The following is a 13,411-nucleotide window of genomic DNA, read 5'->3' as shown; positions in this document are numbered from 1 at the left end:
CGGCCGTGCTGGTCATCGCCCACCTCAGCGACACCCACATCGACAGCCACCCGCGCTCCGCCGAGCGGACCGCCCGGGTGATGGACCACCTGAACGGACTGCCCCGACCGGTCGACGCGATCCTCGTGACCGGCGACGTCGCCGACCACGGCGAGGTGGCGGAGTACGAGACCGCCGCGAGGCTCCTCGCCTCCCCGACGCCGGTCCTGGTGTGTCCCGGCAACCACGACGTGCGTCCCGCGTACCGCAAGGGCTTGCTCGGCGACGACTCCGGCGCGACCGGGCCGATCAACGCCCGGCACGACGTGGCGGGCGCGGTCTTCCTGCTCGCCGACTCCACGGTCCCCGGAGAGGACGACGGCCACCTCGACCAGGAGACGCTGGACTGGCTCGCCGCCGAGCTGGCCTCCGTACCGGCCGACACACCCACGTTCGTCGCCTTCCACCACCCGCCCGTCGCGCTGCACCACCCCGTCATCGACCCGACCCGGCTCCTTCCCGCCGAGCCCCTGGCCGAGCTGGTGGCCGCGCACCCGCAGGTCGTCGCCGTGCTGACCGGGCACTTCCACACCCCCGCGGCGAGCACGTTCGCCGGCCGTCCACTGCGCATCGCGCCCGGCGTCGTCTCGACGCTGCGGATGCCGTGGGAGGGGGAGGGGACGCTGACCACCCAGGCACAGCCCTCCGGCGTGGCCTTCCACGTGTACGACGACACGGGGCTGCTCACGACCCACTACCGGGTGGTGGTGTGAGCGTGCACGGTGCCGCGCTGCTCGGGTTCCTCGTCGCCGTCGCGCCGATCACCACGACGCCCGGCGCGAGCCTGACCCTCGTCGTCTCGCGGGTCGCCGCCGGGGGGCGGCGGCAGGGCTGGTGGGTCATCCTCGGGACGGTGACCGGGCTCTACGTCCACGCCACACTGGCCGCGCTGGGGCTCGCCGCGCTCGTGCTCGCCTCCTCGCGGGCGTTCTGGGCGGTCAAGCTGCTCGGCGTCGCGTACCTCGTGGGACTCGGGCTGTGGCTGCTGTGGTCCGCGGCCCGGCGTCCCGGCCGCGGACGCCCGGGCGACCCGCGCGACGTCACGGCGTCCCGGGTGGAGCGGCGCCGCCTGCCCCGGTTGCCGTGGCGGGGGCACCACCCCTACCTCCAGGGGCTGCTCGGCAACGTGCTGAACCCCAAGGCCGCCGCCGTCTACCTCACGCTCGCGCCGCAGTTCCTCACCCCGGACCGGCCGGTGCTGGCGCCGATGCTGCTCCTCGCCACCGGGCACGCCGCGCTGCACACCGTCTGGCTGGCGGGGTGGACGGTCCTCTCCGGCGCCGCCGCCACCCTGCTGCGGACGGCCGCCGTCCGCCGCCTGCTGGACCGGCTGACCGGCGCGGTCCTGGTCGGCCTCGGCGTGCGCAGCGCGGTGGCCTGAGGCGGGTCGGGCACGGCGAGGCCGGAACAGAAGTTCCGGCTCCCGTGGCGCGTACGTCACCCCGTGTTCGGATCCGGACAGGACACTCACGACGGCCGCCTACCTCAGCGTGGTGCCCGGACGTGGGCATGCGAGTCCGCCGCGGCCGCCTACCTCGAAGGAGCCGTAGCACGATGTCCAACGCCCGGACCACGCGCCCTCGCTGGCATCGACTGGTCACCGCGACCGCCGCGGGCCTCGTCCTGACTGCGGCGTCGCCCGCCGCCAGGGCGGACGCCACCGCCGCCGACGCGAACCCGGTCCGGGTGCAGTTGCTGTCGATCACCGACCTCCACGGCTACTTCGGTGACTACACCACCACCGTGCCGGGCGCTCACGCCGGTGAGGCGACGCAGACCGTTGGCGGCGGCGCCTACCTGGCGGCCCACCTGAACCGTCTCCGCGACCAGGCCGCCCTGCCCGAGGCGAACTCGATCCTGTTCTCGGCGGGCGACGACTTCTCCGGCTGGCCCACCGAGACCGCGTACTTCTGGAACGAGCCCACGATCGAGTACCTCAACCACATCGGTGTGCGGTTCTCGACCATCGGGAACCACGAGCTGGACCGCAACCTCGACTACCTGCGCCACATGATGGACGGCACGTGCGAGGGCCGCCCCGACGGCGACCTCTGCTTCACCGACTCCACCGGCGAGCGGTTCGCCGGAGCCGACTTCGACTACTACTCCGCGAACGTCGTCGACGGCGCGACCGGCGAGCTGGTCGTGAAGCCGTACCACGTCGAGCGGGTCGACGACGGGCACGGCGGAACGCTCCCCGTGGGCTTCATCCACGCGACCACGAGCGGCACGCCCAACGAGGGACTCTCGTACTGGCCGGCCGACCAGCTGCGCTTCCTGCCGGAGGCGGCGGAGATCAACCGGTACGCCGCCGAGCTCCAGGCCCAGGGCGTGCAGGCCGTCGTCGCCGTCGTGCACGAGGGATTCGCGCAGGTCGGTGACTTCTACAACGACTGCACGAACCCCTCCGGGCCGATGGTCGAGATGAACAAGCAGATCTCACCCGCCGTCGACGCCATCGTCACCGGGCACTGGCACGCCCTCGCCAACTGCCTGCTGCCCGACCCGGCAGGCAACCCCCGCCCGGTCGTCGAGGCCGCCAACCACGGCCGCCTCATCAGCGAGATCAACCTGCAGCTGGACCCCGAGACCGGCGATGTCCTGCGCGATCGGACCACCTCCACCAATCACGCCAACACCCGTACCGTGACTCCGGACCCCGAGGTCCTCAGGATGGCCCAGTACTGGCGCGACCGCGCACAACAGCGCCGGAACGAGCCCGTCGTGGACATCGCCGGCGACCTCGCCCGCACGTCCGCCGACGCGGAGGAGTCGACCCTGGGTAACGCCACCGCCGACGCGTTCCGCTGGGCGGCGCAGCAGGACGGTGGTGCCGACGTCGGGATCGTGATGCCGAACACCCTGCTGCGCGACGTCACCTACGCGCCGACCGCCGGCAACGCCGCCGACGCTCCCGGCCAGGTGCTGTTCGGAGAGCTGATGGTCGGCGTGATCCACGAGAGCGGCGGCTTCGGCGCGGCACTCACGAGCGGTGAGCTGACCGGCCGCGGGCTCGACCAGCTGCTGGAGAGCCAGTGGCAGCAGGCCGCCGACGGCTCGGTCACCTTCCGGCCGCTGGCGGTCTCGAGCAACGTGAGCTACCGCTACGACCCCACGGCGCCCGTCGGCGACCGCGTCGACTTCGGGCAGGTCCGCATCGACGGCAAGCCGCTCAAGCCCAACGCCACCTACCGCGTCGCGACGCTGTCCAAGGACTTCGTGACCCGGTACGCCGTCCCCGGGTTCAGCGCCCTGCTCGACGCCCACCACCAGCACCGGACGGCCTACTCCGGCCCCGACGCGCTGGCCGGCTACCTGCGCGCGCACGCGCCGCTCGCCCCGCCGGCGCTCGACCGCATCCGGGCCAAGCCGTAACGCGCTCGCCCCGGGTGCGGTCAGGGCGGAGTGGTCCCGAGTATCGAGAAGAACGCGCCCTGGGGATCGGTGAGCACCGCGAACCGACCCCGCGTCAGGTCCGTCGGCTGGACGGCGAGGGTCGCACCCAGCCGCAGCGCCTCGGCGGCGACGCTGTCGGTGTCGGTGACCGCGAAGTAGACCATCCAGTGCGACGGGAGATCACCCCAGTCTTCGCCGATCATGGGCATCATCCCGGCGACGGGGCGACCCTCCCGCTGCCAGGTGGTGTAGGTGATCGGGCCCATCGGCTGGTCGTCCGCCGTCCAGCCGAACACCGACCCGTAGAACTCCTTGGCCCGGTCCCACTCCCGCGTGGTCAACTCGGCCCAGGTCAGCGAGCCGGGTACGTCGAACACCTCAGCACCCGGCATGCCGAGCGACTGCCACACCCCGAACGGCGCCCCGGCCGGGTCGGCGACGAGCGCCGTCCGCCGGGAACCGGGGACGTCGACGGGCTCGGTCAGGACCCGGCCTCCGGCGGCGGTCACCCGCCGGCAGGTCTCCTCGGCGTCGTCGGCCGCCAGGTAGGGCACCCAGGCGGGTCCGTGCGGGCCGGCTCCCCGCCCGGCGCCGGCCACCGGTCTGCCCTGCTGGTGGAATACGAGGTGAGCGTCGGCCGGGGGTTGCCGGTCCGCCCCGGCGACGGCCCAGCCGAACAAGGGCGCGTAGAAGCCCGCCGCGCCGGGAAGGTCGGTGGTGACCAGGTCGACCCAGGCGGGTGCTCCCGCGGGGATGTCTGTCATGGCTCCGGCTTCGCTCCCTCGGCTCCGGCCGTCGCCGGCACGCCCTGCCGGCATCGTGGCACCGTTCGCGCCCGTACGGGGCGGATCGGGCGAATCGGCAGCGCAACCGTCGTCCGGACGCACCACCGACCGGGTGGCCCGGGAGCCACGAAGGCGGCACCCGGTCACGCGCCGGGCGGCCGGCGCAGCGCGCGCAGCGGCGACAGGAAGACCGGAAGCCAGGTCAGCCCGTTGGCGACGGCGCCGACCAGCAGCGACGTCCGTACGTCGGTGAACTGGGAGAGCAGGCCGGCGATCGCCGCGCCCACGGTGAGCGCCCCGGTGAGCAGGAACCGGAAGGTGGCGTTCATCCGGCCGAGCAGCGCGTCGGGGGTGGCGGCCTGGCGCAGGCTGACCCCGATGACGTTGCCGATGCCGGTCCGCCAGGCCAGCGCCAGCCACCCGAGGCCGGCGAGCCACAGCATCGGCCCGGTGTCGACCAGCGCGACGAGCAGTCCGAGCGGTGCGACGAGCAGGCCGGGCAGCCAGAGCGCCCGGCCGTGCCCGATCCGGCCGGCGAGCCGCCGGGCGGTCAGGGCGCCGAGCAGGCTGCCCACCCCGCCGACCCCGAGGAAGAGACCGAGGGCGGCCGCGCCGAGGCCCAGCTCGCGGAGGAACACCACCGGCAGCATCGTGGTGGTGAGCTGCATCGTGAGGTTGATGCTCGCCGTGGAGGCGGCGAGCGGCCGCAGCAGCGGGCTGCCGAGGACGTGCCGGACGCCGGCGCCGAGCTGGCGGGCGAACCCGCCGGGCTCCCGGGTAGGGCCGGAGCGTGGCCCGCCGGCGGGGATGCGGCCGACGGCCGCGGCCGCGACCGCGTAACCCACCGCGTCCAGCACGATCGCCGCCGGTGCCGTGAGCAGCTGCACCAGCAGCCCGCCGACGCCCCGGCCGGCGATCTGCAGCGTGCCGCTGGTCGTCACGAGCAGCGAGTTCGCCGCCACCAGCCGGTCCCGGCCGACGAGCTCCGGCAGGTAGCTCTGCGCCGCCACGTCGGCGAAGACGGTGCCCAGCCCGGTCAGGAAGACGACGACGTAGAGCTGGTGGATGCTCAGCCAGCCGGCCCACCACGCCACCGGCACCGAGGCGACCAGGACCGCCCGGAGCAGGTCCGCGGCGACCAGCACGCTGCGGCGGGGCCACCGGTCGACCCAGACCCCGGCGGGCAGGCCGACCAGCAGGAACGCGGCGGTGCTCAGCGCGCCGAGCAGGCCCACCTGGGCGGGGCCGGCGGAGAGCAGGGAGACGGCGAGCACGGGCACGGCGAGCTGTCCGACGTGGAAGCCGACGTCGTGGGCGACGGCGGCGGTGTAGAGCAGCCGGAAGGAGCGCGGCCATCGGGTCGGCGCCCGGCCCGCGGCCGTCGGGGTGGCGATGGTCATGCCGGTCACGGTGCCGGCCGCGCCGGTCGCGGGGCGATAGATTCGACCCTCGCCGAATCCACCGAAGGAGTAGCCATGATGCTGGTCGGGCTCGACGCCCGGGACCTGGCCACCACCCGGTTCGCGGTGTCGCCCCTGTGGGAGGTCGTGGCCAGCGTCCGGGTCGTCACGCGACCGCACCGCTTCCCGGAACACCTGCCCTGGGCGGAGCGGGCGCGGGCACGGCTGGCGGGACTGGACTGGCGGCTGCTGGCCGAGCTGTTCCCGCCGGACAGCGGCGTCGTCCCCAGCTTCGTCTGCCCGCCCCCGTCCACCTCACAGCCGACACTCGACGTGGAGCTGGCCGCCCTGGCCGCCGCGCCGGCCGACGCCGTCCGCGCCGACCTGGACGCCCAGCCCGGGCCGCGCTCGCCGCGGGTGGCCGAGTTGTACGACGATCCGCCCGCCGGCCTGCGCCGGCTGGCCCAGGTCGTCCGGGCGTACGGGGACGCCGTGATCGCGCCCTACTGGCCCCGGATGCGGACGCTGCTGGAACGGGAGGTGCTGCTCGGCGCGCGGCGGATGGCGACCGACGGCGTGAACGGGCTGCTCAACCACCTCGACCCGTACGTCCGGCTGGAGGGCGACACCCTGCACGTCGAGCATCTGGTGGTCTCCGGCGCGGTGCGGCTGGACGGTCGGGGCCTGTTGCTGGTGCCCTCGGTCTTCTGTGGCCCCCGCGTGTGGTCCAACTTCGGCTCGCCCGGGCAGCCGGTCCTGCGGTATCCGGCCCGGGCGGTGGGGACGCTCTGGGAGCGGGATCCGCTGCCGCCCGGGCGGGGGCTGGCCCGCGTGCTGGGGCGCACCCGGGCGGCCCTGCTGCACGAACTGGCCGTGCCCACATCCACCACGGAGCTGGCCGAGCGGTGCGGGCTGGCGCCGGCCACGGTGTCGGCGCATCTCGGGGCGCTGCGCGACGCCGGTCTGGCCGGCACGCACCGGGCCGGTCGCTTCGTGCTGTACGCGCGGACGACCGCGGGGGAGGCCCTGGTGGCCGCCGCCGGCGCCGCCGCACCCTGACCCGCCCGTTCTCGCCGCGCCCTGACCCCCCGGTTCCCGGCGCGCCTGCCCCGTCGGTTCCCGGCGTGGCGTGACCCGCCGGTTCCCGGCGTGGTCGGGGCCGGTATGACGGATCCGTTATGACCGACATCGCCGGGCGTCGATCTAACATCCACGTACATCAATGTCTCGGTGGCGGTGTCGCCGCCGGAGGACCAGGGGAGTGCGTGATGTTCCGACGACAACTGCTGCGGACGGCGGTGACCGCGCTGGCGGCCGTCCTCGCGGCGGCCGGCCTTCAGGTCGCCACGGGTGCGGGAGCCTCCGCCGCGCGGACCGTCTACTACGACGCGAGCCGCACCGGCGAGTTCCGCACCAACTTCGACCAGGCCGCGCAGATCTGGAACAGCCGGGTCAGCAACGTCCGGCTCGTGCCGGGCACCCCGGCCAGCATCACCATCTACGTCGACGACGGCTGGCCGCGCGCCCAGGTCACCGGCCTCGGCTCCGGCCGGATCTGGATGGGCCGCACCGCCGTGAACCAGGGGTACCACCGCACCCGCATCGCCGCCCACGAGTTCGGGCACATCCTCGGCCTGCCGGACCGCCGCACCGGCCTCTGCGCGGACCTCATGTCGGGCAGCAGTGCCCCGGTGTCCTGCACCAACGCGTACCCGAACGCGACCGAGGCGAGCCGCGTCAACCAGCTCTTCGCCGGCAGCCTCGCCGCGGCGGAGGCGGTCGGCACGTACACCTGGAGCGGCGACGCGGACGTGAGCCCGCTCGTGGTCGGTGGCCGGCCGGCCAGCGAGAACTACTCGTTCCTCGTGTACCTGTCCGGCTGCACCGGCTCGCTGATCAAGGCGAACTGGGCGGTCACCGCCAAGCACTGCCCGACCCCCTCGTCGGTGCGGGTGGGCAGCACCAACCGCACCAGCGGCGGGACGGTGGTCGGCGTGACCCGGGCCGTCAACCACCCGACCATCGACGTGAAGCTGCTGCAACTGGCCAGTTCGGTGAGCCACGCGCCGGCACCGATCCCGAGCACCTCGGGCGCCGTCGGCACGGCCACCCGGATCATCGGGTGGGGGCAGACGTGCCCGACGCGCGGCTGCGGCTCGGCGCCCACGGTGGCGTACGAACTGGACACCTCCATCGTCTCGGACAGCCGGTGCCTGGGCATCAACGGCCCGTACGAGATCTGCACCAACAACACGAACGGCAACTCCGGCGCCTGCTACGGCGACTCCGGTGGCCCGCAGGTGCGGCGGGTCAACGGCGTGTGGAACCTGATCGGGGCCACCAGCCGCGCCGGCAACAACAACCCGACCTGTGCGACCGGACCGTCCATCTACGGCGACCTGCCGGCCATCCGGTCCTGGATCAACACCCAGGTCGGGGGCCTGCCGTCCTGACCCGACGCACACGAGCCCGGCGCGGGGGATGTGGCGGCATCCCCCGCGCCGCCGCGTACGGGGTCGGCGCGAGCGGCGACGACTGCGGGGGGTCACACCGCGCGGGCGCAGCGTGCGGTAGCGTGCCTCGCATATCGACCCCTTCCGAGGTGAACCATGCCTGTCGTGGCCGCGCTCGCACTGACCCTCGCGTTGACGCCCGCGCCGACGCCGTCACCGCCACCACAGTCCAGCGGGCCGGTGGGCGGCCTGCTCGGTGGCCTCGGGGACCTCGTCGACGGCCTGCTGGGCGCGGGCGGCGGCGCGCCGAGCGGTACACCGACCACCGCGCCGCCGACGCCCACCCCGTCCGCCACGTCGGTGCCCACGCCCGGTCCCGTCGTACCCTCCGGCTCCGTGCCCCCCGGCGTCGCGCCGTCGGGTACGGCCGTGCCGACCGCCGTGCCGACCGGCGTGCCGAGCGCCGGACCGAACGGCCTCCCGGCCGGCGGGCCCGGCCGGGGAATGCCGGGAGGCGGCCCCGGCGAGCCGGCGGCCGTGACGGCGGCGCCGCCGGGTGGCGACGGAGGCCCGGCGCCTTCGACGTCGGAGAACCTGGGCGTGCCCACCGTCGTCGGGTCCGACCCGTTCCTGCGATGGGCCGTCATGGTGCTCGGGGTCGGTGTGGTGGGGCTGGCCGTCGCCCTGTTCCTGCGGCGGCGTCCGGCGCCGCCGGCTCCGGTGCCGGCCGCGACCGGGGCCGGCGTGGGGCCGGTGCCGCCCGGTCCCGACGAGACGACCGGGAACGTCACCCGGCTGCCGACCAACCTGAACGCGATCTACGAGCTGGGCCGCCTCGACGAACGCCTCGCCCAGGAGCGCGAGCGCCGCTCCTGAGCTCGGCTCGGACGCGGCCCCGACGGCGAGCCGCGGCGGTCGACGCTGCCGCGCGTCGGGGGCCGCCGACCCCGGTTGGAAACGTTTTCGTAACGGGCCCTTGACCTCTCCACAGGGCGCGGCGCAGACTCCCCGGAAACGTTTACAGCAATCGGGTGGAGGTGCCGGGCGTGGGTCGTAAACGTTTACCGGAGTCGGCGGACGGCCGGCCCACGGTGCACACCGTCGCCGCCCGCGCCGGCGTCTCCATCGCGTCCGCCTCCCGCGTCCTCAACGGCGTCGGCGGCAGCCCGGAGACGATCCGCAAGGTGCGCGCGGCGGCGGCGGAGGTGGGGTACGTGCCGAACGCGATCGCCCGCTCCCTCCAGTCCCAGCGCACCGGCCTGGTGGCGCTCGCCGTCGAGGACATCGGCAACCCGGTCTACGTGGCGATGATGCGGGCGATCGAGGCGGTGGTCGCCGACTCCGGGCGCCAACTTCTCGTGCATGCCACCGGCGGGCGCATCGACAACGAGACGGCGCTGCTGCGGCGGCTCGCGAACCGCTACGTCGACGGGATGATCATCTCGCCGATCCGGGTCACCGACGACCACCTCGCCGCGCTCGTGGACAGCCCGGTGCCCGTGGTGGTCGTCGGCCAGCTGGGCGCCGACGCGCCGGTGGACAACGTACGGACCGACTCCCGGCAGGGCGTCGCGCTGGCCGTCGAGCACCTCGTCGCCACCGGCCGCCGTCGGATCGGCTTCGTCAACGGCCCGCTCGACACCGTTCCCGGCGCGGTGCGCGACGCGGGGTTCCGTGCCGCGCTGGCCCGGCACGGCATCGACCTCGACGAGGACCTGGTCGAGGTGGGCGACTTCCAGTACGCGGCCGGCCGCGCCGCCACCGAACGGCTCCTCGCCCGGGCCCGTCCCGACGCGCTGCTCTGCGCCAACGACCTCATCGCCGTCGGCGCGCTGCACGCCCTGCTGGCCGCCGGGCGCCGGGTGCCCGAGGACGTCGCGCTGGTCGGCATGGACGACACCGAACTGGCCCGGATGATGTTCCCGCAGCTGTCCAGCGTCTCGCTCGGCTCCGCCGAGCGCGGTCGCCGGGCCGCCGAGCTGCTCCTGCAACGCATCGCCGATCCCGCCCTACCGCCGCGGCGCGAGCAGGTGCCCCCGAGCCTCGTCGTCCGCGCCTCCAGCGGCGCGCCGCTGCCGTCGCCGCGGCCGGCCGGCGACCCGTTCTCCGGACCGTCCACCGGCGCGGCCTCGGCCGTCACCACGGACCCCGCGCCAGCGGCCGGACCGCCCGCCGACCCCGCCTCCGGGCCGGTCGGCACCCCGCCCTCCCACCCGTCCAGCGAAGGGGCGAGCTCATGACCACGCTGGCCGAACGGCCGGACGTCACACGGGCCGGGCGGTCCCGCCGCCCGAACCGCCGATCCGACCGCACCGCCATCTACCTGCTGCTGCTGCCGTCGCTGCTGCCCATCCTGGTGTTGTCGGTCTTCCCGCTGCTGCGCGGCATCTACCTCGGCTTCACCGACGCCCGCGCCGGGCGCAACGTCGACGTCAGCTTCACCGGCCTGGAGAACTACCGGGAACTCCTCGGCGACGGACTGTTCTGGAACTCGTTCAAGATCGGTCTGCTCTGGGCCCTCGGGGTGACCGTGCTGCAGTTCCTGCTCGCCCTCGGGCTGGCCCTGCTGCTCAACCAGCAGCTGCGGTTCCGTGGGGTGGCGCGGGTGCTGGCCGTGGTGCCCTGGGCCATGCCGCCCGTCGTGGTCGGCATCCTCTGGAAGCTCGTCTACCACCCGGACGCCGGTCTGCTCAACGAGTTCTTCCACCGGATCGGGGCCGACGGTCTGCGGACGAACTGGCTCGGCGACTTCAGCACCGCCCTGCCCGCGGTGATCATCGTCGGTGTCTGGGCCGGCATGCCCCAGACGACCGTCGTCCTGCTCGCCGGCCTGCAGGGGGTGGCCCGCGAGCTGCACGAGGCGGCCGCGGTGGACGGCGCCAGCGCCTGGCACCGGTTCCGGCACGTGACGCTGCCCGCCCTGACCCCGGTCATCGTCGCGATCACCTCGCTGGACTTCATCTGGAACTTCAACTCGTTCGGCCTGGTCTACGTGCTCACCGCCGGCGGTCCGGGCGGCAAGACCATGCTGCCGATGCTGTTCGCCTACGAGGAGGCGTTCCGCTACGGCAACTACGGCTACGCCGCCGCACTCGGCAACGTCATGGTCGTGATCATCGTGGCGCTGCTGGCCGTCTATCTCCGCCGCCGGATGAGGGAGGCAAACTGAGATGTTCGGGAAAACCAGCCGCGTCGGGCGGACGCTGCAGTACCTGGCCCTCGCCGGCTACCTGATCTTCCTCGGGTTCCCGCTGGTCTGGCTCCTCTCGACGGCGTTCAAGCCCCCGCGGGAGCTGGTGCAGCTGCACCCGAGCCTCATCCCGACGAACCCCACCACGCAGAACTTCGTCCAGGCCTTCACCGAGCAGGAGCTGGGCCGCGCGGCGCTCAACAGCCTCCAGGTGTCGCTGGCCTCCGCGGTGCTCACCGTCCTGGTCGCCATGCCGGCGTCGTACGCGCTCGCGCGGTTCCGCTCGAAGCTCGGCACCGCGGCGCTGGGCTGGGTGCTGCTGTCGCAGCTGTTCCCGTTCGTGCTGCTGATCATCCCGATCTTCCTGATCCTGCGGCAGGTCGGCCTGGCCAACACCCACGCCGGGCTCGTGCTCATCTACGTGGTCTGGGCGCTGCCGTTCGCGCTGTGGATGCTCCAGGGGTTCGTCCGCAACATCCCCCGCGAGCTGGAGGAGGCGGCCAGCGTCGACGGCGCGACCCGGCTCCAGGTGCTGCGCCGGGTGGTCTTCCCGCTGCTCGCGCCCGGCATCGTGGCGACCGCGCTGTTCTCCTTCATCTCGGCCTGGAACGAGTTCTTCTTCGCGCTGGTGCTGGTCAAGACGCCGGAGCTGGCGACCCTGCCGGTCGCCCTGGCCCGGTTCGTCGGCATCGAGGGCACCGCCCGTCTCGGGCCCCTCGCGGCCGGCTCGCTACTGGCCACCCTGCCCAGTCTCATCTTCTTCGCGTTCATGCAACGCCGGCTCTCGTCCGGGTCGCTCGCCGGCGCGGTCAAGGGCTGAACCATCCCCCCACCACCAAGGAGGTAATCCCCCATGCTCCGTACCCGATTCCGTCGACTCGCCGCGGCCACCGCGGTCGCGGTCGTCGGCCTCGGCGCGCTCGCCGCCTGCGGTGACGGCGGCGACGACGAGGCCACATCCGGTCCGGTCAAGCTGCGCTTCCTCAGCCTCGCCTGGCAGAAGGAGTCGCTGCAGGCCAACAAGGACCTGGTCGCCAAGTGGAACGCCGAGCACCCGGACATCCAGGTCGAGTACGTCCAGGGCGACTGGAACTCGATCCACGACCAGCTCGTCACCTCGTTCGAGGGCGGCGACGCCCCCGACATCGTGCACTACGAGGCGTCGGCGATCGGCGAGTTCAGCAAGCAGGGCTACCTGGCCGACCTGTCCGACCTGATCTCCGACGACCTGAAGGGCCAGATCGACCAGGGCGTCTGGGACACGGTCACGTTCGACGACAAGGTCGCCGGGGTGCCGTTCCTGCTGGAGTCGCAGGTCGTCATCGCCAACAAGAAGCTGCTCGACGCCGCCGGCATCGCGGTGCCGCCGGCCGACGGCGGCTGGACCTGGGACGAGTTCCAGGCCAACGCGCAGAAGCTCACCAAGCCCGGCCAGTACGGCGTGGCGTGGGCGCTGAAGTCGCCGACGAACCGCGTGCTGAACCTGGCGCTCAACTTCGACGGGAAGTTCTTCTACACCGACGGCGGGCGCACCGAGGTCCGCATCGGCGACGCCGAGAAGGAGGTTCCGAAGCGCATCCACGACATGATCTACACGACGAAGTCCGCCTCGCCGGAGGCGCTCGGCATGAGCGGCGCGGACACCCTGCCCGGCTTCTTCGGCGGCAAGTACGCGATGCTGCCCGGCTCGGTGTCGCTGCGCCAGCAGATGGTCGAGCAGGCGCCGGAGGGCTTCGAGTGGGTCACGCTGCCGCCCGTCAAGGGCCTGTCCACCAAACAGGCGGCCAACCCGCAGACGCTGTCCATCGCCGAGGACTCGAAGCACAAGAAGCAGGCCGCGGAGTTCCTGGAGTACTTCCTCAACCCCACCAACATGGCCGCCCTGGCCAAGGGTGACTGGCTGGTGCCCACCGGCAAGCAGGCCAACGAGGAGCTGGTCAAGCTCACCGGCGGCAAGCAGGGCTGGGACGTCGCCGCGGACAGCGCCGCGGACCTGACGGTCGCCCCGTTCCAGATGGCCGACGGCTACCCCGAGTGGAAGACCAAGTACGCCACCCCGGCCCTCCAGCAGTACTTCGCCAACAAGATCACCCTGGACCAGCTCGCCACGCAGCTGGTCGACGGTGGCAAGCAGGTTCTGAGGTAAGG

Annotated in this window: 12 protein-coding genes; 10 read left to right on the top strand and 2 right to left on the bottom strand. The window is 73.4% G+C overall.

The window, feature by feature from the left end:
- Positions 1-5: 5 nt before the first annotated feature.
- From D7I43_RS24305 to D7I43_RS24295, 3 genes are all read left to right on the top strand, one after another.
- Positions 6-752 carry a phosphodiesterase gene (locus tag D7I43_RS24305; protein ID WP_120330879.1) on the top strand — a complete coding sequence of 249 codons (747 nt, stop codon included), beginning with the start codon at positions 6-8 and terminating at the stop codon, positions 750-752.
- Positions 749-1,420 (top strand): LysE family translocator, encoded by a 672-nt coding sequence (locus tag D7I43_RS24300; RefSeq protein ID WP_240033124.1) that lies wholly within the window; start codon positions 749-751, stop codon positions 1,418-1,420. The genes D7I43_RS24305 and D7I43_RS24300 overlap by 4 nt, the downstream gene beginning before the upstream one ends.
- Positions 1,421-1,593: 173 nt before the next feature.
- Entirely contained in the window at positions 1,594-3,414 is a 1,821-nt protein-coding gene (locus tag D7I43_RS24295) for a bifunctional metallophosphatase/5'-nucleotidase (protein ID WP_120330878.1), read from the top strand.
- A gap of 20 nt (positions 3,415-3,434) precedes the next feature.
- Here D7I43_RS24295 and D7I43_RS24290 read toward each other — a convergent pair whose 3' ends face one another.
- Positions 3,435-4,199, bottom strand: a complete 765-nt coding sequence (locus D7I43_RS24290; protein ID WP_120330877.1) for a VOC family protein — start codon at positions 4,197-4,199, stop codon at positions 3,435-3,437.
- A 164-nt stretch (positions 4,200-4,363) separates the two neighbouring features.
- On the bottom strand, positions 4,364-5,620 hold the full coding sequence (locus D7I43_RS24285) for an MFS transporter (protein ID WP_120330876.1): 1,257 nt from the start codon (positions 5,618-5,620) through the stop codon (positions 4,364-4,366).
- 75 nt (positions 5,621-5,695) lie between these two features.
- On the opposite strand from D7I43_RS24285, the gene D7I43_RS24280 reads away from it, so the two are divergent.
- The 7 genes from D7I43_RS24280 to D7I43_RS24250 all read left to right on the top strand — a co-directional run bounded on the left by D7I43_RS24280 (position 5,696) and on the right by D7I43_RS24250 (position 13,409).
- Positions 5,696-6,679 (top strand): ArsR/SmtB family transcription factor, encoded by a 984-nt coding sequence (locus tag D7I43_RS24280; RefSeq protein WP_120330875.1) that lies wholly within the window; start codon positions 5,696-5,698, stop codon positions 6,677-6,679.
- A gap of 119 nt (positions 6,680-6,798) precedes the next feature.
- On the top strand, positions 6,799-8,073 hold the full coding sequence (locus D7I43_RS24275) for a snapalysin family zinc-dependent metalloprotease (RefSeq protein WP_338042005.1): 1,275 nt from the start codon (positions 6,799-6,801) through the stop codon (positions 8,071-8,073).
- A 156-nt stretch (positions 8,074-8,229) separates the two neighbouring features.
- Positions 8,230-8,949 carry a hypothetical protein gene (locus D7I43_RS24270; RefSeq protein WP_147427286.1) on the top strand — a complete coding sequence of 240 codons (720 nt, stop codon included), beginning with the start codon at positions 8,230-8,232 and terminating at the stop codon, positions 8,947-8,949.
- Between the two features lie 170 nt (positions 8,950-9,119).
- Positions 9,120-10,313: a LacI family DNA-binding transcriptional regulator gene (locus D7I43_RS24265; protein ID WP_240033123.1), complete on the top strand. Its 1,194-nt coding sequence runs from the start codon at positions 9,120-9,122 to the stop codon at positions 10,311-10,313.
- Positions 10,310-11,242, top strand: coding sequence for a carbohydrate ABC transporter permease (locus D7I43_RS24260; RefSeq protein WP_120330872.1), 933 nt, complete (start codon positions 10,310-10,312; stop codon positions 11,240-11,242). Before D7I43_RS24265 ends, D7I43_RS24260 begins: the two co-directional genes overlap by 4 nt.
- 1 nt (position 11,243) lies before the next feature.
- Positions 11,244-12,083: a carbohydrate ABC transporter permease gene (locus D7I43_RS24255; RefSeq protein ID WP_120330871.1), complete on the top strand. Its 840-nt coding sequence runs from the start codon at positions 11,244-11,246 to the stop codon at positions 12,081-12,083.
- A gap of 33 nt (positions 12,084-12,116) precedes the next feature.
- Positions 12,117-13,409, top strand: coding sequence for an ABC transporter substrate-binding protein (locus tag D7I43_RS24250; RefSeq protein WP_120330870.1), 1,293 nt, complete (start codon positions 12,117-12,119; stop codon positions 13,407-13,409).
- Positions 13,410-13,411: the final 2 nt, after the last annotated feature.

The organism is Micromonospora globbae (assembly GCF_003610785.1).
GTDB classification, from domain to species: Bacteria; Actinomycetota; Actinomycetes; order Mycobacteriales; family Micromonosporaceae; genus Micromonospora; species Micromonospora globbae.
Note: the sequence above shows the minus strand (reverse complement) of the source record. Positions and strands in the feature narration are given on the sequence as shown.